The 16,537-nt window shown below is 59.1% G+C and carries 21 protein-coding genes; 6 read left to right on the top strand and 15 right to left on the bottom strand.

From position 1 onward, the window contains the following. Nucleotides 1–119: 119 nt before the first annotated feature. Nucleotides 120–377, bottom strand: coding sequence for a hypothetical protein (locus tag HMPREF3155_RS02570; RefSeq protein ID WP_061920320.1), 258 nt, complete (start codon nucleotides 375–377; stop codon nucleotides 120–122). Nucleotides 378–921: 544 nt separating this feature from the next. On the opposite strand from HMPREF3155_RS02570, the gene HMPREF3155_RS13110 reads away from it, so the two are divergent. Together HMPREF3155_RS13110 and HMPREF3155_RS02555 are read left to right on the top strand one after the other, a co-directional pair. Next, on the top strand, nucleotides 922–1,560 hold the full coding sequence (locus HMPREF3155_RS13110) for a phospholipase A2 family protein (RefSeq protein ID WP_201040627.1): 639 nt from the start codon (nucleotides 922–924) through the stop codon (nucleotides 1,558–1,560). Between the two features lie 32 nt (nucleotides 1,561–1,592). Beyond that, a complete protein-coding gene (locus tag HMPREF3155_RS02555; protein ID WP_062042456.1) occupies nucleotides 1,593–1,907 on the top strand; it encodes a hypothetical protein in 315 nt (104 codons plus the stop codon). 415 nt (nucleotides 1,908–2,322) lie between these two features. Here HMPREF3155_RS02555 and HMPREF3155_RS13375 read toward each other — a convergent pair whose 3' ends face one another. From HMPREF3155_RS13375 to HMPREF3155_RS02545, 3 genes are read right to left on the bottom strand one after another with little or no spacing between them, the layout of a single operon-like run. Continuing rightward, nucleotides 2,323–2,442, bottom strand: coding sequence for an SDR family oxidoreductase (locus tag HMPREF3155_RS13375; protein ID WP_160330552.1), 120 nt, complete (start codon nucleotides 2,440–2,442; stop codon nucleotides 2,323–2,325). Then, entirely contained in the window at nucleotides 2,420–2,848 is a 429-nt protein-coding gene (locus HMPREF3155_RS12505; protein ID WP_235591345.1) for an SDR family NAD(P)-dependent oxidoreductase, read from the bottom strand. The genes HMPREF3155_RS13375 and HMPREF3155_RS12505 overlap by 23 nt, the downstream gene beginning before the upstream one ends. A 47-nt stretch (nucleotides 2,849–2,895) precedes the next feature. Next, a complete protein-coding gene (locus HMPREF3155_RS02545) occupies nucleotides 2,896–4,023 on the bottom strand; it encodes a YihY/virulence factor BrkB family protein (protein WP_070432513.1) in 1,128 nt (375 codons plus the stop codon). 80 nt (nucleotides 4,024–4,103) lie between these two features. Between HMPREF3155_RS02545 and HMPREF3155_RS02540 the strand changes: the two genes are divergently transcribed. Then, on the top strand, nucleotides 4,104–4,565 hold the full coding sequence (locus HMPREF3155_RS02540; RefSeq protein ID WP_061920295.1) for an S-ribosylhomocysteine lyase: 462 nt from the start codon (nucleotides 4,104–4,106) through the stop codon (nucleotides 4,563–4,565). 16 nt (nucleotides 4,566–4,581) lie between these two features. Here the strand turns inward: HMPREF3155_RS02540 and HMPREF3155_RS02535 are convergent, their stop codons facing one another. The 3 genes from HMPREF3155_RS02535 to HMPREF3155_RS02525 all read right to left on the bottom strand — a co-directional run bounded on the left by HMPREF3155_RS02535 (nucleotide 4,582) and on the right by HMPREF3155_RS02525 (nucleotide 7,697). Beyond that, nucleotides 4,582–5,520 (bottom strand): aldo/keto reductase, encoded by a 939-nt coding sequence (locus tag HMPREF3155_RS02535; RefSeq protein WP_070432512.1) that lies wholly within the window; start codon nucleotides 5,518–5,520, stop codon nucleotides 4,582–4,584. A gap of 93 nt (nucleotides 5,521–5,613) precedes the next feature. After that, nucleotides 5,614–6,459 carry a PDDEXK family nuclease gene (locus HMPREF3155_RS02530; RefSeq protein WP_083281224.1) on the bottom strand — a complete coding sequence of 282 codons (846 nt, stop codon included), beginning with the start codon at nucleotides 6,457–6,459 and terminating at the stop codon, nucleotides 5,614–5,616. Between the two features lie 128 nt (nucleotides 6,460–6,587). Next, nucleotides 6,588–7,697, bottom strand: a complete 1,110-nt coding sequence (locus HMPREF3155_RS02525; RefSeq protein ID WP_070432511.1) for a UDP-N-acetylmuramate dehydrogenase — start codon at nucleotides 7,695–7,697, stop codon at nucleotides 6,588–6,590. 24 nt (nucleotides 7,698–7,721) lie between these two features. On the opposite strand from HMPREF3155_RS02525, the gene HMPREF3155_RS02520 reads away from it, so the two are divergent. From HMPREF3155_RS02520 to HMPREF3155_RS02510, 3 genes are read left to right on the top strand one after another with little or no spacing between them, the layout of a single operon-like run. Beyond that, nucleotides 7,722–8,213, top strand: coding sequence for a DUF2505 domain-containing protein (locus HMPREF3155_RS02520; protein ID WP_061920287.1), 492 nt, complete (start codon nucleotides 7,722–7,724; stop codon nucleotides 8,211–8,213). A gap of 18 nt (nucleotides 8,214–8,231) precedes the next feature. Then, nucleotides 8,232–9,044 (top strand): class I SAM-dependent methyltransferase, encoded by an 813-nt coding sequence (locus HMPREF3155_RS02515; protein ID WP_061920285.1) that lies wholly within the window; start codon nucleotides 8,232–8,234, stop codon nucleotides 9,042–9,044. 52 nt (nucleotides 9,045–9,096) lie between these two features. Then, nucleotides 9,097–9,918: an LmeA family phospholipid-binding protein gene (locus HMPREF3155_RS02510; protein ID WP_061920283.1), complete on the top strand. Its 822-nt coding sequence runs from the start codon at nucleotides 9,097–9,099 to the stop codon at nucleotides 9,916–9,918. Nucleotides 9,919–9,936: 18 nt separating this feature from the next. On the opposite strand, the gene HMPREF3155_RS02505 is transcribed toward HMPREF3155_RS02510, so the two are convergent. From HMPREF3155_RS02505 to HMPREF3155_RS02470, 8 genes are all read right to left on the bottom strand, one after another. Further along, a complete protein-coding gene (locus HMPREF3155_RS02505; RefSeq protein ID WP_061920281.1) occupies nucleotides 9,937–10,407 on the bottom strand; it encodes a hypothetical protein in 471 nt (156 codons plus the stop codon). 1 nt (nucleotide 10,408) lies between these two features. After that, entirely contained in the window at nucleotides 10,409–10,699 is a 291-nt protein-coding gene (locus HMPREF3155_RS02500; RefSeq protein WP_061920279.1) for a DUF2516 family protein, read from the bottom strand. A 12-nt stretch (nucleotides 10,700–10,711) separates the two neighbouring features. Beyond that, complete coding sequence (locus tag HMPREF3155_RS02495) at nucleotides 10,712–11,092, bottom strand: hypothetical protein (RefSeq protein ID WP_070432510.1); 381 nt, start codon at nucleotides 11,090–11,092, stop codon at nucleotides 10,712–10,714. 12 nt (nucleotides 11,093–11,104) lie between these two features. Further along, nucleotides 11,105–12,391 (bottom strand): DUF445 domain-containing protein, encoded by a 1,287-nt coding sequence (locus HMPREF3155_RS02490; RefSeq protein WP_070432509.1) that lies wholly within the window; start codon nucleotides 12,389–12,391, stop codon nucleotides 11,105–11,107. Nucleotides 12,392–12,547: 156 nt separating this feature from the next. Further along, nucleotides 12,548–12,919: a hypothetical protein gene (locus tag HMPREF3155_RS02485; protein ID WP_061920272.1), complete on the bottom strand. Its 372-nt coding sequence runs from the start codon at nucleotides 12,917–12,919 to the stop codon at nucleotides 12,548–12,550. Between the two features lie 47 nt (nucleotides 12,920–12,966). Next, complete coding sequence (locus HMPREF3155_RS02480) at nucleotides 12,967–13,716, bottom strand: succinate dehydrogenase/fumarate reductase iron-sulfur subunit (protein ID WP_070432508.1); 750 nt, start codon at nucleotides 13,714–13,716, stop codon at nucleotides 12,967–12,969. Continuing rightward, nucleotides 13,716–15,731 (bottom strand): fumarate reductase/succinate dehydrogenase flavoprotein subunit, encoded by a 2,016-nt coding sequence (locus HMPREF3155_RS02475; RefSeq protein ID WP_070432507.1) that lies wholly within the window; start codon nucleotides 15,729–15,731, stop codon nucleotides 13,716–13,718. Before HMPREF3155_RS02475 ends, HMPREF3155_RS02480 begins: the two co-directional genes overlap by 1 nt. Nucleotides 15,732–15,747: 16 nt before the next feature. Then, nucleotides 15,748–16,503, bottom strand: coding sequence for a succinate dehydrogenase cytochrome b subunit (locus tag HMPREF3155_RS02470; protein ID WP_070432506.1), 756 nt, complete (start codon nucleotides 16,501–16,503; stop codon nucleotides 15,748–15,750). Between the last annotated feature and the right edge of the window lie 34 nt (nucleotides 16,504–16,537).

The following is a 16,537-nucleotide window of genomic DNA, read 5'->3' as shown; positions in this document are numbered from 1 at the left end:
AGGCGAAGAACCTGGTGTGGCTGCGTTCGCCGCTCGACCTGGGGGCCGCTGGCCGTCCGGTCAAGGCCGCCGCCTGCCGCACGCCGACACCAAAGTGATGATTGACGGCTACGTTTCAGCTAACGCTCGACCAACTTTTGCTTCTCAGGGTCATAAACGACGGAAACGATATCGCCAGTCTGAATCATCTGAATCGCTTGATTGATCACCGGAAGCAGCGCGACGAACCACTCATGTGGATTGTAGGTGCGCCCATCGATCCCAACCTGAGACACCTTCAACCGCACGACCACAAATACCTTGTGCAAGAGGTTTTCCAATGCCGAAGAGCGCAAGTTGTAAACACGATAATCAGCCCCAATCTCTACTGGGGCCATAAGCTAGGTCGGTTCTCTCAATGCAATCGCAACCCGCTGTTTCACCGGATCGCTGATCAATAAGGCCTTCGATGACACGAATGTTCCGTACCAACCCCTCGTAGAGGATTCATGGCGACTAAACAGTCAGGATTCACAAAGTCGCATGGATACAGCGCTACGCCTCTATCGCAAGCGAGACGCTACGACCGCTGACAAACGAGCGGCCTGCACAAACCTGGCGTACATTCTTGGGGATAAGAGACAATTGTTGAAGACCCATCTGCTCACTAACGGCGAAGCCGCCCCCTTCCAACGTGCAAGGTCCCATATAAGTTTGATATTCGACACAGCAATGACCCAAACAAGGTGATCATGATGGAGCATTTCGCGATTGGGTTTTGGTGGTATCGCGCCACGGTACAGCTCATCGAACGGCTGCTGGAACGATAAAGCAACACACTACAAGACAAAAGTTCATGAAAATTTGGGTAAAAGTATTGCCATCTCTTGAATTCTTCAGTAATTTCCTCAACAAAACCAGATTGACAAGAGAATTAAGGAAATGAAGTTGAAGAATACATTCCAAAAAGTCTTTCCCGTTCTTGTTGTAGCCGCAACAATATTCGCTACCCCCACCGGAAGTTTTGCTCTGGAGACCACCCCAACAGTATCCGCCGCATCCCCAGCTGATAGCACGCAAGACAAAAACTTAGTTGGCAATCAAGCTTTAGCAATCCCTGCAAGCGAGGTATCAGAGTCAACAGATTTTGATACTGCGATGGCCACACTGTCTCACTACCTCGTATATCGGGCGGACGGACAACGCCATTTCGACACCGAAAAAGCCAAAGAAGAAAATGCGTCGCATTATTTACTCGTCGCAGGAGAAAACCTCAACCGCGTAGCCGACAATAACGAGGTCATGATATACAGCCTTGAAACGCGCGACATGCCTGGGTATGGAAACTGGTGCGGCCCAGGGCACAGTGGTCCGGGTGCCCCAATCAATACTCTCGACTCTCTCTGCCAAAAGCATGATAAATGCTATGGCTCGCGAGGATACTTCGCTTGCTCATGCGACAGGGAGCTGGTTCAAGGAATTCGTAAAAACCGGGGCAAATTCAATGGAGTCGGAGAAAACGCGATGGCCCTTGCTATTGCTACATATTTCAATTCCGCCCTGTGCAATCCATTAGCATAGTGGATCCCCAACGGTCCGGGAAGGAGAAAGAAATGAACAGGCACAAAAGCAACAAGAGCCTAAAGTTAAGTAAACTTCTCTCAGCTTTACTCTCAACAACTGCGATTGCGTTCCCGTATCTTTTTCCTTCCATTTTTCCGGAAGGGACCATGCCGTATTTCATCATTACCGTACCCATAGGTGTAGCAGCTGGAGTCCTTGCATACAAAAGCCAATCGTGGTTGCTGGTTGCATTCTCTATTCTTTCCGGATTATCCCCTCTACTGTTCGCTTGGATAATTTGGGGTGTTATCAAGATCATATATTTCGTCACGGGCGGTCGCTTACCCGGCGCTGAATGGCTCTAAAGAATTCAGAGCCGCAGCACACCCTCGGCAAACAAAATATGCATGAAATTTCCAGATCCCGCGCCCCCTACTGCGGTGCGGGCTTTCCGCAGCTTTAACCGTAAAGGTGTCAAAGTGAACTACTCCCCATAATCCGGACTGAAAATCAGAAACCAGATTGTGGGGAGTTTTTCTATGCATCCAGCAGCAAGTTAAGCCAGGCTCAGCGTGAACAAGCAGTGGAACTATTTGAGCAGGGGGCTATGGCGCTAGAGCGGTCTCTAATCCTCTCGTCTCATACGCTTCGCTAGGTCTATCCTCCCCGGACGCGGCTGCCCTACTTTCGCCCTCATCACCAAGCTCTGGCGAACAGCACATGTCATGTCAGCGCACCTAAGTTTTCCAACGATCATTTCACTGATAGTCGACCTGCGTTTTAGTGGAAGACCATGCCGCCGTCGACGATGATGGTCTGGCCGGTGATGTAGTCAGAGTCGGAACCAGCGAGGAAGCCGATGATCTTGGCAACATCCTCAGACTCGGAAAGGCGTCCCAAGGAAGTGTCCTTGGTGAACTGCTCCCAGCCCCACCTCGGCGGGCTTGCCAGCGTTTTCTGCGAGTTCCTCAGCAAGACCCTTCATGAGCGGAGTCTTTACGATACCCGGCGCGTAGGCGTTGACGGTGATGCCGTCGTCCGCAAGGTCACGGGCGGTGACCTGGGTCAGGCCGCGCACGGCGAACTTGGGGGAGCTGTAGAGTGGAATGCCCTTGTTGCCCTTGATGCCGGCCTGGGAGGTGGCGTTGATGATCTTGCCGCCGTGACCGAGCTCCTTGAACTTCTTGGCCGCAGCCTGCGTGCCCCACAGGACACCCTTGTAGTTGACGTTGAAGATCTTGTCGACTTCTTCTTCGGTGATGTCCTCGAGCGGGATCTGCGGAGCGATGCCGGCGTTGTTGACGATGACGTCGAAGCCGCCCGCCTCGGCCAGGACGGCATCTACCCCGCGGTTTAGTCCTCGGCGTCGCCGCCGTCCTCAGCACCGTGTCTGAGGATGGCGTCGCCTCGCGCCTCAAGGTTTTTCTGGGTCTTGGCCTGGGCGCGCGCGGCGACGTCAGAACGCGGCGCTGCCTGGATGTAGTGCTGCGACTCGAGGCCTATCTGCAGCTCCTTCGCCCGCAGAACCTCGGCGTCGAGCTTGAGCCCCAAGATCAGCACGGTATTCATAATCCAGAGTGCAACGAACAAAGCCAGCACGGTGCTCAGCGCGCCATAGGCGCTCACGCCTGCAAAATGCCTCAGGTAGAGGCCGAAGAGCCACCACACCACGACGTTGACAAGCAGCGTCACCACAGAGCCCAAGGTGATCCAACGGAACCGCGGTGAACGCACGTTCGGGGCATAGTGATAGAGAACCGCAATCAGCACCATGACCATCACGACCGTCACCGGAAAGCGCAGCCAGTTCCACACCGGAAGGAAAATGCGCAGCAAGAAGTCCACGGCGGATTCTAGATGCAGCGGACGCGAGACGGGTTCAATAAGCCCAGTGATGACGGTATCGCGCAGCAGGTTAGCAAAGACCAAAATCACCGCGCCGACCACCAAGAAGATGGTGAGAACCCACATCATCGCCCAGGTACGCAACAGCCCGCGGCCCTCCACGCGGCCATAGACCATGTTGGCGGTGCGCGAAAAAGCGCGGACGTAACCAGAGGCCGAGAACAAGGAAACCAGCACGGATAAAACCAGCGCTATGGTGCCCTTTGCACTCGAGCCAACGATGGTATTCACGATGTCCGTAGCCTGCGCCGAAACGTCCTGCGGCAGATAATCTTGAATGAGCTGCTCAGTCAGCTGCTCCACCTCTTGCTTCCGATTGGCAAAAAGCAAAGTGGCAATCGAATAAACGGCCAGGACGGTCGGGGCAAAAGCCATAAGCGTGAAATAGGTCATCGCCGCGCCGCGGTCGCCCAGCCCCTCAAGGAAATAGTCCGACCATGTCCGACGCAGCACAAGACCCCAGCTCTCCTTGCGCAGGCGGTTTTTACGCGAGAGCGGGTTTCTCTCCGTTTGGTCGATGTCCAGCACCTCAGTGCTGTGCGGGGGAAGAATCTTGGAAGGCTCCTGCTGGCTCATTTCGCCAGACTAAGCACATTCAGCTAGCTGCCAGAGAAGTGACACCCGTGGCACGCCAAGTAGATACTAGGCTGTTATATATGACTGAACGCAGCAATGTTGAATCCTTCGAGCTGGACCACCGCAACGTCAAGGCCCCTTATGTCCGCGTGGCCGGCCGTACCCCGCTGGGAGGCGGCGCAGAGATTATCAAGTACGACCTGCGCTTCTGCCAGCCCAATGAGGCTCACCTCGAAATGCCCACTGTGCACTCCATCGAGCACATGATGGCCAACTTTATGCGCGATTACACCGATAAACTCATCGGTTTTGCGCCGATGGGCTGCCAGACCGGCTTTTATGCCATCACCAACGGCATGGAGCAAGAGGAGCTGCTCAACGCACTCGAGCACGGCCTCGAGGATATCCTCAACGCCACCGAGGTTCCCGCCGCCAACGAGCGCCAATGCGGCTGGGGCGCCAGCCACTCCCTCGAAGGCGCACAGGCAGCCGCCCGCGAGTTCTTGTCCAAGAAGGACGAGTGGCTCGAGGTTATGGCCTAACCTTTATCCGCGGGCCTTATCTACGGCCCTTATCCACGAAGCCTTCATGCTGTTGCGTCAACCGCGCGCCCTGCACGGGCTTTCGGCTTAGTACCTCGTCAACGGCCTCGCACTCCTGCGCGCTCAGCGCAGTGACTGCGAGGTTTTCTTTGATCCGTGCGAGGTTCGTCGAACCGGCAATCGGCACCACGTCCTTGGCCAGCAACCAGCCCAGCGCTATCTCGGAGACGTTGCGGTCAGACACTGCTGCCGCCACTTCCTGCGCCAGCTGCTTGTTGGCCGCGAAGTTCGCAGAGTGCAAACGCGGCGAGGAAGAATCATCATCTGGCTCGCTGCGGCCTGCCAAAAGCCCCTTCGCCAGCGGTGAGTAGGCCATAAACTCCGCGCCCAATTCGCGGGCTAGCGGGATGATTTCTTCTTCTACGTCGCGGCTGAAGATGGAGTATTCATACTCCAGATACGTCACCGGGCAGACCTTGTTCGCGCGGCGAATGGTCTCCGGGCTTGCCTCACACAGTCCGAATGCGGCCACGTCACCTGCATCGATAAGTTCTTTTACTGTGCCCGCTACTTCCTCAATGGGCACGTCTTGGTCCACGCGATGCTGCATATACACGTCCAAGCGCTCCCGTTTTAGCCGGCGTAACGAGCCATGGGCGCTCGCGCGAATAACCTCCGGGCGCGAGTTCAAAGCGCCGGTGGGCTTTCCTTCCTTAATCTCCCATCCGAACTTGGTGAGGACGCGGGCGCGGTTGCCCAGGGCGTCGCCAAGCATTTCTTCGCCCGTGAAGGGCCCCTGGATTTCAGAGGTGTCGAAGAGCTCTACGCCTGCCTCCACCGCGCCACGCAGGACATCGACCATCTCGGCGCGACGCGGGGAATCGGGATAGGAGTGCGGAGTCATTGAAGTACAGCCAAGCGCGATCATGGACACCACCGTAGCTGCTTCCCTCATGTGCGTGTACCTCCCTGTGTAAATAACCTCCTCAAACCGGCCCGATTTCCTGCGCTAAATACACACAGAAGTACGGTGCCGAGAGCACAGCGCTCACCACCGCGCGTTCTCGTAGCGGAAATAGTGATGCCACTTCCACGCTGGCGGCAGCAACTGCCCTCCCCCGCGGGCCACGGCGATGACCTGGTCGACTGCAACCTGCAGATGATGCTCAATCATCCCCGCCGTGAAATGCAGCGGCCTCCACCCGCGCTGCACTGCGTCGTTGAGCTTCTGGCGGTCCAGCTCGAAACGCTGGATGCGCTCACCTTTGTGGTACTCGTAGCCATCTATCTCGATTGCGACCTTCTCCTTGGCCAGCACGATATCCCAGTAATACGGCCCGATGCGTTGGTTGTTGTCCACTGTGAGGCAGGCATCGGCAAGGGCTTGGGTGAGAAGACGCTCGTATTTGCTATCACTGCCGATGACGCTACGCTGCATAATCCGCCGCGTGCGCGCGGGAAAGCGCTGGAAATCCTCCTTATAAAAGGCCAGCCGTTGGTGGCCATCCTTGCCGTTGCAGAAACGCTCCAAGAACTCGATGGCTTTGTCTTCTTCCACCATCTCCAGCGCTTGCAGCGGATTGCACGCGTTTAGGCCGTTGACCATATATGGGCCCTTGGGCATGGCGCGCCGCGTGGAGAAATACGCGCAGGTGCGAGCGTGACGTGCCGCCATGAGCTGCAGCGGAAACTCCAGCTTGCGCTCTGTATAGACCGCAACGGCCGAGCCTCCATCCAGCACGGTGCCAGGATAACGCTCGTTCAAAATCCCCGCGAGTTCGCGCGGGGTGGGTTGGCGCGGCAACGCCAGGCCCGGCGTGATGCGCACGGCTTTGCCCTTCGCCACGAGACGGTCAATGGTGCGCGAGTGTTTCCCCCGAATTGGTTGCAGCATCCTCTACTTCCCCCAAGTGTGCGTGCTCCCCCAAGCACACGGATACCTCTCAATGTAAATAGGCCCTCCAATTCGCGCAATTGGAAGGCCGTATTTTCACACAGCGGTACGTCCTGGGGCAGGACGCCCTAAATGGACACCCCAATCCAGACCGGCTCCGGCACGAGCTCTACGCCGAAGCGCTTGGCGACGCCCGCGCGAATCTCGCGCGCCAACGCCACGATGTCGGAGGCCGTCGCGGCCCCACGGTTCGTCAGCGCGAGAGTGTGCTTCGTGGACAAGGTAGCCGGACCAGCACCCGGATAGCCCTTGGCGAACCCGGCGCGCTCGATGAGCCAGGCGGCCGAGAGCTTTATTTCCTCGCCGTCCGAGCCTGCGAGGACGGCGTGGCGCGGCATGCGGTCTGCGTCCTCGGCGCCGCGTTCGGTGCGCACGATTTCCTGGATGTTATCGGCAACCGCAGAGTCCACGATGGGATTGGTAAAGAAGGAGCCGGCGGACCAAGTGTCGTTGTCGGTTGGGTCCAAGACCATGCCCTTGCCGCGGCGCAGCTGCAGCACCTGCGAGCGCACCTCCGCGACGGGACGGCGCTCGCCCGGGGTCTGTGTGAGCTGGCCAAAGCGCAGCGGCTTGGAAAGCCCATCCGTAGAAAGCTGCAGTTCCACCTCGAGCACGACTGCACGGTGGGTGAACTTCAGGTTGGAGTAGCGATAAGCCAGGTCCAGGTCGGAGGCGGGAACCCACTCATCGGCACCGGTCTCGCGGGTATACAGGCGCACGCGGTTAAGCACGTCCGAGATTTCTGCGCCATACGCACCCACGTTTTGTACCGGCACAGCGCCCGCGGTTCCCGGGATTCCGGACAGGCACTCGATGCCGCCGAGGCCCGCCTCCACGGAAGCGGCAACCACTTCGTCCCAGTTCGCGCCGGCTTCCGCGCGGACCACGCCAGTCTCCGCGTCCACGCTCACCTCAGCGAAGTCGAGGACGAGTGCTACGACATCGATGCCCTCATCGGCGACCAAGAGATTAGAACCGCCGCCCACCACGACGAAAGGAATAGAAGCTTGATCCAGTGCCTTGACAGCGGAAATGGCGGCGTCGGCAAGCGTGGCCCGCAAACACAGCTCAGGTTTGCCGCCTACGCGCAGGGTGGTCAGGTCTGCGAAGGTGGTCTCCGTGTCGAGGACGAGGCCGTCGATCGCGGAGAGCTTCTGGGTCATAAATTCATCAAGCACGTCTACCAAGGTAGTCTGTAAAGCATGTCAACCCGTAGCGAAAACACCGTAACGATCAATCAGCCCATCGAAAAGGTTCACCAGGCGCTGCTCACGCAGGGTTACTGGGAGCACATTGTTGCTAACCTTTCTCCGGATCCGGGCCAGGTTCATGATTTCACCAACAACGTAGCCATCCTCTTCGAGGTGCTGCCAACCACCCTGCTGCCTGAAGCTGTCCGCGCCATGGTTTCTCAGGACCTGAAGGTCAAGCGTGTCGTCACCATTGGTGAGCTCAACGGCAATGCTGCCGATGTTAAATACACCGCAGACGTCAAGGGAACCCCTGTTGACTTCGGCGGCGACATCGCCCTGACCGGCGAGGGTGATACCACCACCCTGTCCTACGTCAACGAGATCTCCGTGAAGATCCCGATGATGGGCGCTGCCATCGAGCCGAAAGTTGCCGATGCCCTAGGTGAGCTCTTCAATAACGAGGGCAAGCTGACCGAGCAGTGGATCGCTGACAACCTCTAAACGCTACTTTTAACAGAAATGGCCGATCACGCACATAACCTGCGCGCAAGCGCGAGTGCGGGTCGGCCTTTCGGCGTTATTACCCGCGGTACCACCAATCAAAACAGGCTTCGTCGCTGCGATAGGTGGGTCGCCGCACACCCCTCCATCACGGCTTTGCTGCGGTCCGTGGAGGAGCCGCTGGCTCTCGACGTCGGCTATGGCGCGTCCCATTTCACCACCGTGGAATGGGCGGGCTGGCTGCGGCGGGTCAATCCCCGTGTGCGGGTGACCGGCCTGGAGATTGCGCCGGAGCGCGTGCTGCCGCCTCGCGACGGCGTGACCTTCGAGCTGGGAGGCTTCGAGCTGGCGGGGTATCGCCCGCAGCTGGTGCGTGCTTTCAATGTGCTGCGCCAATACGATGTCTCCCAGGTTCCCGAGGCATGGGAAGAGGTTACCTCGCGCTTGGCCCCTGGTGGTTTCTTCGTGGAAGGCACCTGCGATGAGCTGGGCAGGCTATCCACCTGGATCCTGCTCAACCGCGAAGGCCCGCAGAGCCTGCATTTGGCATGGGATCCCTTCAACGTGGAGCGTCCCTCTGACTTAGCGGAACGCCTGCCCAAGATACTTATCCACCGCAACATTCCGGGCGAGCCGATTCATGAGCTTTTGCAGGCCGCCGACCGCGCATGGGATCACGCCGCGGGGTGGGCTCCCCACGGGCCTCGTGTGCGCTGGCGAATGGCGCAACAGGCGATGATTGATGCGGGGCTGCCCGTGCATCCGGTGCGCAGGAGAATGCGCGATAGCGTCTTGAGCGTTAACTGGGAAGTCGTTGCGCCAAAGCTGTGAAGCAGGTTGCCCTCATTGGCGCTGTGAGTTCACATAAGTAACACTGGTAGGTATGGCTCAAAAGAAGACGTCTCTGGCTTGGAAAATACTCATCGGAGTGCTCGTGGCATTCCTCGTTCTCATTTTGCTGGCGGAGTTCGGCCTGCGCTGGTTCATGGGCAACCAAATGAAAGACCAGTTCGCCCAGGCCGCCAAGGACCAAGGAATTGAGTCCCAGGAGGATCCGAACATTAGCTTCGGCACCACTCCTATCCTGCTTGGACTATTCGGTGGCAAGCTCAGCGAAATGAACATGGAAACGCCGTCCACGCTGCAGATCGACGGCACCGAGATCAAGGGCCAGCCGGCTACCAACGTCCACATCGAAGACATGACGCTGTCCGATGACCCGGTGGCAGGCTCCCTCCGAGCTTCCACCAAGGTTCCAGATGATTACCTGTTGGCCACCTTCCAGAAGGGCATCGCAGACGAGTCCGGTAGCGAACAGGTCGGCAACTTGGTGGTCACCAACATCACGGCTAACGACGCCGAGAATCTTCTCGACGTCGAGTTCGCCGGCGGCCTCGCCAATCTCGCGTTGGAGCCGAAGGCGCAGGACGGCAACCTGTCGATCACGGCAAAGAACGCCTCCCTGCTGGGCTTCGACTTGCCGAAGGAAGCAACCGACGCCATCTCTACTGCGCTGCAGAAGGGCATGAAGGATCAGTTCATCGGCGAGGGCTTGAGCGTCGACGAAGTGGATGTGGCTGACGGCGAGCTCAACCTCACCATCACTGGCCAGGACGTGCCGATGAGCGAGCTGGGCAGCGCCGCCAATGCGGCGGGCAAAGGCGCGAAGGAAGGCGCCCCAGCACCCGCGCAACAAGGCCGCTAAAAGGCGTTTTCACTTAGGCTAGCTCGCGGGCCAGACCTCGGCAGGCAACAAACCTGCCGGCTGGCCCGCGAGCTTTTCTTGTAATTGCTCGGCTTGGGCAGGCGAGGAATAGATGAGTTTATCGAAGCCCGCCTGCGTCGCAGCTTGCGCCGCGGTGAGAGCATTCTCGCTCGCGGGAAGGATAAGCCCAAGCTGGGCCGGCTGCGGGCAGGCCTCGCGGACGGTGATGAGATCGGTGAGCAGGCTGGTGGCGTCGCCAAGCAGGGCGTCTACCGCGACCCATACCTCCGCGGCGCCAGACTGCACCGCCAGGCGCGCCTCGGAGGCCTTGATGAGGCTATGGTGGCGGCCGGTGGGATAGCCGGCGACGGTGACCACGTGGGCGGCGCCCTGTGCGGCAAGCACGTGCGTGGGCGCGACGAGCACGGCCTCATCCGGCTGCGCGGCGGCGCGGACGTCGTCGAGAGCGGCGTTTAAGAGATTGCGCATCTTAGTAGCTGTAGTCGCCGTTGACGATGGCCTTGAGCTGCGGGCGGACGTCGAACCAATAGACGCCGGTCACGACTGCGCCAATCCACGGCAGGAAAGAAAACGGCAAGTTCAGCGCCAGCGCGGAAGCTGCCAGCATGCCCACCCAGGTCCACTTGCTCTTGCGGTCACCGGCGCGGTAGGCATCCTCGCGAGTGGTGGCGGCGAGGATGGCGCCAACAATGGCGAAGATGCTCAAGAAGGTAAAGAACCACCCAGCTGCGTGGTTGAGAAGGTAAATGATGATGTCCATAGGTATCCCAGCCTAGCGGGCCGGGCCAAACGGATTCTCTTCGCCTTCTGCAATGACCTCGCCGTCGATGATGTTGCCGTTTGCCGAGGTAGAGCCGGAGCGCTTTTCCTTCACGCTGGCAATCGCATTCTCGACGCCCTCGCGGCCTTCCTCGTAGGCCGCATTAAAGTCCTTGCAGGCGCGGGCAAAAGCCTCGGAGTCACGCACCTCGCCGGCGGCGTTGCTGACGCTTTTTCCAAGGCCGCGGGCGGTGCCGGTGACCTTGTCGAGGAAAGAGCCTTCCGGTTTCGGCTGCTGCGCGTGCTCCGCCTTCACGCGGCCAGAAAAATCCTTGGCGGCCTCAAAGCCGGAGGCGCCTGCGGTCTTCAAAGAATTAACGAAGGAATTAGCCATTATTTTTCTCCTTTAAGCACCAAAGACGAGGTGATTTACGGTGTAGATAACCAATCCTGCCAGCGTTCCCACAACCGTGCCATTCAGGCGGATAAATTGCAGATCCTTGCCCACCAAAAGCTCGATATTTTCGGCGGCTTCGGTGGCGTCCCAGCGCTTGATGGTCTCAGGGATGATGCTGATGATGTCGCCGGCGAAATTCTCCGCCGCCCAACGCGCGGCCTTATCCACGATTTCATTCGCCTTGTCACGAAAACGCGGCTCCTGCTGAATGCGCACGCCGAAATTCTGAGCTTCGGCCGCAATCTTGGTGCGCAGGAAGGATTGCGGTTCGCTCGCCTGCTTGGCGACGCCCGCCCTAAAGGCCTCCCACGCCGCCTCCGGCATAGCTTGTACCTGCTCGGAGTTCATCATCTCCTGCTTGATGCCCTCAACGCGGGCGACCATCTCGGGGTCATCCTGCAGGCGCCGTGCAAACAACTCCAGGTTGCGACGGATAGACTGCCGCACGGCATGGTTCTTGTCATACTTGACCTCGGAGGCGCACTCCACGATGGCGACGTAAACCTTGTCACCGGCCATGCCGCGGGCGAAGCGGGGAAGCCAAGCCGGCATCTTTTCGTCGACAAGCTCGATGACTTCGTTTTCAAGGGTGAGGACTTTGGCATGCGCCCAGTCAATGAGGTCGTCAACAAGCGGCTCTGCTTTGCCGTCGGCGATGTAGCCTTCCAGCAAGCGTCCCACCGGAGGGCCCCACTCGGGCTCCAGCATGCGGTCGAGGATTTGGGTGCGGATGAGGTCCTCGGCCTCGGCGGAATCGAAACTATTGACAGCGCGTGCCAGAATATCGGCTGCCTTGTGCGCGGCTAGCTGCGAGTTAGGCTCCTGGGCCAACCAGGCGCCGGCCTTTTCGGGAATGTTGTTTTCCGAAATCTTCGCCGAGAGGGCATCCGGGGTGAGGAACTGCTCCTCCACGAAGGTGCTCAAGGCCTCGCCGACCTGATCCTTCTTCTTTGGGATGAGCGCCGTGTGCGGAATCGGAATACCCATGGGATGGCGGAAAATAGCGGTAACGGCGAACCAGTCAGCCAAGCCGCCGACCATGCCGGCCTCCGCGCCCGCGCGCACAAACCCCACCCAAGCCGGAGCATTCGCGTCCTGATGCTGCCACCAGGAACATGCGAAGAAGATGACGGCAGCCAAGATCAAAAGGCCGGTGACACCCCACTGGTACTTGCGTAGCGTGCGGCGACGCTCGGCGACGTCGGCGGGATTGGGGCCTGGTACGGCAATGCTCATGTTGGCTGTGACTCCTTTTGTTGCTCCGTATAACTGTACTAACGGATTCAGCGCGCGGCCTCTTCCCTGGTGCAGATAGGCAAATGAAAAGCGCCCCTAGCCTCCATCGAGGATGGCTAGGGGCGCTTGTGGCAGGAATGCTAAGTTCGCACCAGCTTAGTTGATACGACCGGTCTCAGAACGGTACTGACGATAGTAACGACGACCGTAGTGGATGAGACCAACGCAAGCGACAGCAATGACGACGAGCAGGGCAGCACCGACGATGATGGAAATCTTGGAGCTTTCCTGGCCCACGCCGTACTGGAAGGCACCAGCGCCGAGGCCCCAAATCAGGGTGCCGGCTGCCGGCAGCAGAGAAAGGATCAGGCCCATGCCGACCCAGGTGGAGGTGCGCAGCAAAGAAGAGTGCGGTGCGCCGAAGGATACTGGGTCGTATCCCTCAATGTAAGAGTCCTGGATCTTGCCGGTAAACTCCGGGTAGGTCTCACTTGCGTGATCAGCAACTGCGTGGGTGTTGTCGCTCATGGCTGAAACTTTCTCTCGTTCCTGTTATTCCTGTGAATGACTATATCTTAGTCGTCCTTGCCGCGGAAAGCAGCACGTGCACGTTCGCGGGTAACTGCGGACACAGCGGTCAGCGGAACGCCTGCTGGGCAGACGTCAGCGCATTCGCCGTAAAGGGAGCAGTGACCGAAGTTCTGCTCGAGGTCATCGACCATGTTGCGTGCACGACGGCCACGCTCTTCCTTGCCCAGCGGCATGAGGGAAAGGTGAACCAGCTTCGCGCCGGTGAACAGGTGAGCTGCACCGTTCGGGCAGGATGCCACGCAGGCACCGCAGCCGATGCAGGCAGCGTGGTCGAGGGAGTACTCGGCGGTCTCGTGGTTGAGGTGCAGGGTATCGGCATCCGGAGCGGTGCCGGCGTCCATGGAGACGTAGCCACCCTGCTCCATGACGTGGTCCAGCTTGGAGCGGTCCACGATCATGTCCTTGATAATCGGGTATGCGGCAGAGCGGAATGGCTCCAGCTTGATCTTGTCGCCGTCCTTGAACTGGAACAGGCGCTGCTGGCAAGCCGGGGTGTTCTGGCCTGGGCCGTGTGGGCGGCCGTTGACCAGCAGACCACAGGTGCCGCAGATGCCCTCACGGCAGTCGGATGCGAATGCGAAAGGCTCGTTGCCAGCCTCGACCATGCCCTCGTTGACGTGGTCGAGCAGCTCCAGGATGGACATCTGCTCGGCGGCGTCGTCAACCTGCACGGTCTCGAACTTGCCTTCTTGCGTCGGTCCGGCTTGACGCCAGATCTCAAGTGTCAGTTTCATTACTTGTAGTTCCTTGTCATCAGCGGGATCGAATCAAAGTACAGCGGCTCTGCGTGGCGGATGAACTCGCCAGCGTTTGCGCCTGGCTCCCAGGCAGAAACGAAGCACCAGTTCTCATCGTCACGCTCAGCCTCGCCATCCTCGGAGAGGTGGTCGTCACGGAAGTGCGCACCACAGGACTCGTCACGGTCCAGGGCGTCAACACACATGAGCTCGCCCAGGTCGATGTAGTCAGCAACGCGCAGACCGTACTCGAGAACCTGGTTCATGTCGTTAGCGTTGCCGGTGATGCGGACGTTAGCCCAGAATTCCTCGCGTAGATCGCGAATCTTCTGGATAGCGACCTTGAGGTCCTCGACGTTACGGGAAACGCCGCAGCCCCAGTAGAGAATCTCACCGAGCAGGCGGTGGTAGTGAGCCGGGCCGTGCGGGTCATTGCCACGCACTCCCATCAGACGGTCGATGCGATCTTGTGCGCGCGAAACAGCCTTCTGTGCCTCGGCCGAATCCTCAGCCAGCTTGTCCTCACCGAGGTGCTTAGCCAGGTAGTTAGGAACCGTAAATGGCAAGGTGAACCAGCCGTCGACGGATGCGGACAGCAGGGAGTTAGCGCCCAGGCGGTTCGCACCGTGGTAGGTCCAAGAGCACTCACCGGCGGCGAACAGGCCGTCGATAGCGGTCATCTCGTTGAAGTCGGTCCACAGGCCACCCATGGTGAAGTGGCAGGTCGGTGCGATACGCATCGGGGTCTCGTATGCGGACTCGCCGATTGCCTCTTCGTACATCTCGATGAGGTTGGAGTAACGCTCACGGATCTTGTCCTTACCCAGACGCTGGATTGCATCGCGGAAGTCCAGGTAAACGGAGTTGTGCAGCGGTCCGACGCCCAGGCCCTTGTTGATCTGCTGGGAGATCGCACGGGATGCAACGTCACGCGGAACGAGGTTGCCGAAGGCCGGGTAACGGCGCTCTAGGAAGTAGTCGCGCTCTTCTTCCGGAATCTCGTTGGCGGGGCGGTCGTCACCTTCCTTGATCGGGGACCAAATGCGGCCGTCGTTACGCAGCGACTCGGACATGAGGATGGTCTTAGACTGCCACTCGGAGTTGACCGGAAGACCCGTCGGGTGGAACTGGATGAATGCCGGGGAAGCCAGGTATGCGCCGTGCTCGTAAGCACGCATCATGGCGCCAGCATTGGAGTTCTTAGCCAGGGTGGACATGTGGTAGACGTTGCCGTAGCCGCCGGTACCGAGGATTACTGCGTGGCCGGTGAAGGCCTTCAGCTCGCCGGTAATCAGGTTACGGGTAACGATGCCGCCCGCGCGCTTCACACCATTGTCGTTGTAGGTGATGATGTCCTGCATGTCGTGGTGAGCGAACAGCTCCACGTTGCCCAGGCCAATCTGGCGGTACAGCGCCGAGGTGGTGGACAGCTGCAGCTGCTGACCTGTTTGACCACGGGTGTAGTAGGTACGGGAAACCTGAACACCACCGAAGGAGCGGGTTGCCAGGGTGCCGCCGTACTCGCGGGCGAAAGGTGCGCCGATGGCGTTCATGTGATCGATAACGCGCACGGACTCATAAGCCAAGCGCCAGCAATCGGACTCGCGGCAGCGGTAGTCGCCGCCCTTCACGGTGTCCTTGGTGTGGCGGTATGCAGAGTCGTTGTCCACCTTCTTGTGGCGGGAGGAGTTGACGCCGCCCTGCGCAGCGATGGAGTGCGCACGACGTGGGGAATCGTGGTAGGTAAAGACCTTCACGTTGTAGCCCAGCTCGCCGAGGGCTGCGGCAGCAGCGCCAGCGGCCAGGCCGGTACCGACCACGACAACCTCAAACTTGCGGCGGTTGAGCGGGGAGACCAGATCCATATGATCCTTCTGGTAGCTCCACATTTCCTTCATCGGAACGCCGTGCGGCTCGTGGGACTCCAGGATGCGACCTGCGGTGACGCCCGGGACAATCGACGTCGGGTGCGAGAACTTCGGATGCTCGCGCTTGAGTTCAGTGTTAGTCATTTTTTAAAAAGCTCCTTTAGCTGACCCAACCCAGGGCGACGGACAGCGGCATAACGATGTTTGCGATGCAAACTACAGCCGGGATGATGTAGGCCAGAATCACGAAGACCTGACGCCACTTCGCACCGGTGATACCCAGGTCAGAAGCAGCCAGACGGATGCCGTGGGTCAGGTGCAGGAACAGGCAGCACATCGCCAGAACGTAGAAGATGGTGACTGGCCAGCGGCTGAAGGTGGCAATCATGTTTGCCTTGACCTCGCCGTGCACGAATGCCTCAGGCGCAACCGGCTGCACACCCATGGTGAGGTCCAGCAGGTGGAAGACGATGAACAGCAGCAGGACTGCACCGGTGACCAGCATGGTCTTGGTTGCAAAGGAGTCGAGGCCACCCATCAGATTGGTGCGCTTGAATTTGCCGCGGGACTGCTTGGAGCGAGCGGTAAGTGCGAATGCACCGTAAATATGTGCAATAACGCAAGCCAGCAAAACAATGCGGATCATCCACAGCAGGTGGCCGTGCGGGATGAGCGGTGCGCCCAGATCACGCAGGAACTCGCCGTAGATATCGAGTGCTTCGTCGCCGTCGTGCGCCGGCAAGTAAAGCTTCAGGTTGCCGGCCATGTGGCCGACTACGAAAAGCGCAAAGAACAGGCCGGTGATGGCCATCGTAATCTTCAGTGCCCAGGTGGGTACGGAAGGCTTAGTACGAATCGTTTCGTTAGTGATGCGGCCGTGAGCGATTGCCTCACGGTCAGGATTTTTTACAGACATGACACCTCCATAGTCGCTATTACCTTACGCAGCC

Origin of the sequence: Corynebacterium sp. HMSC06D04, from assembly GCF_001807315.1 — a bacterium.
GTDB classification, from domain to species: Bacteria; Actinomycetota; Actinomycetes; order Mycobacteriales; family Mycobacteriaceae; genus Corynebacterium; species Corynebacterium simulans.
The sequence above is the reverse complement of the archived record's forward strand: the minus strand, read 5'-3'. Positions and strand labels throughout refer to the sequence as shown.

Excerpts from the sequence above, each read along its gene's own strand:
- HMPREF3155_RS02570 (WP_061920320.1), bottom strand. The coding sequence starts at position 377 with ATGGCCCCAGTAGAGATTGGGGCTGATTATCGTGTTTACAACTTGCGC.
- HMPREF3155_RS13110 (WP_201040627.1), top strand. The coding sequence starts at position 922 with ATGAAGTTGAAGAATACATTCCAAAAAGTCTTTCCCGTTCTTGTTGTA.
- HMPREF3155_RS02555 (WP_062042456.1), top strand. The coding sequence starts at position 1,593 with ATGAACAGGCACAAAAGCAACAAGAGCCTAAAGTTAAGTAAACTTCTC.
- HMPREF3155_RS02545 (WP_070432513.1), bottom strand. The coding sequence starts at position 4,023 with ATGAGCCAGCAGGAGCCTTCCAAGATTCTTCCCCCGCACAGCACTGAG.
- HMPREF3155_RS02540 (WP_061920295.1), top strand. The coding sequence starts at position 4,104 with ATGACTGAACGCAGCAATGTTGAATCCTTCGAGCTGGACCACCGCAAC.
- HMPREF3155_RS02535 (WP_070432512.1), bottom strand. The coding sequence starts at position 5,520 with ATGAGGGAAGCAGCTACGGTGGTGTCCATGATCGCGCTTGGCTGTACT.
- HMPREF3155_RS02530 (WP_083281224.1), bottom strand. The coding sequence starts at position 6,459 with ATGCTGCAACCAATTCGGGGGAAACACTCGCGCACCATTGACCGTCTC.
- HMPREF3155_RS02520 (WP_061920287.1), top strand. The coding sequence starts at position 7,722 with ATGTCAACCCGTAGCGAAAACACCGTAACGATCAATCAGCCCATCGAA.
- HMPREF3155_RS02515 (WP_061920285.1), top strand. The coding sequence starts at position 8,232 with ATGGCCGATCACGCACATAACCTGCGCGCAAGCGCGAGTGCGGGTCGG.
- HMPREF3155_RS02510 (WP_061920283.1), top strand. The coding sequence starts at position 9,097 with ATGGCTCAAAAGAAGACGTCTCTGGCTTGGAAAATACTCATCGGAGTG.
- HMPREF3155_RS02505 (WP_061920281.1), bottom strand. The coding sequence starts at position 10,407 with ATGCGCAATCTCTTAAACGCCGCTCTCGACGACGTCCGCGCCGCCGCG.
- HMPREF3155_RS02500 (WP_061920279.1), bottom strand. The coding sequence starts at position 10,699 with ATGGACATCATCATTTACCTTCTCAACCACGCAGCTGGGTGGTTCTTT.
- HMPREF3155_RS02495 (WP_070432510.1), bottom strand. The coding sequence starts at position 11,092 with ATGGCTAATTCCTTCGTTAATTCTTTGAAGACCGCAGGCGCCTCCGGC.
- HMPREF3155_RS02490 (WP_070432509.1), bottom strand. The coding sequence starts at position 12,391 with ATGAGCATTGCCGTACCAGGCCCCAATCCCGCCGACGTCGCCGAGCGT.
- HMPREF3155_RS02485 (WP_061920272.1), bottom strand. The coding sequence starts at position 12,919 with ATGAGCGACAACACCCACGCAGTTGCTGATCACGCAAGTGAGACCTAC.
- HMPREF3155_RS02480 (WP_070432508.1), bottom strand. The coding sequence starts at position 13,716 with ATGAAACTGACACTTGAGATCTGGCGTCAAGCCGGACCGACGCAAGAA.
- HMPREF3155_RS02475 (WP_070432507.1), bottom strand. The coding sequence starts at position 15,731 with ATGACTAACACTGAACTCAAGCGCGAGCATCCGAAGTTCTCGCACCCG.
- HMPREF3155_RS02470 (WP_070432506.1), bottom strand. The coding sequence starts at position 16,503 with ATGTCTGTAAAAAATCCTGACCGTGAGGCAATCGCTCACGGCCGCATC.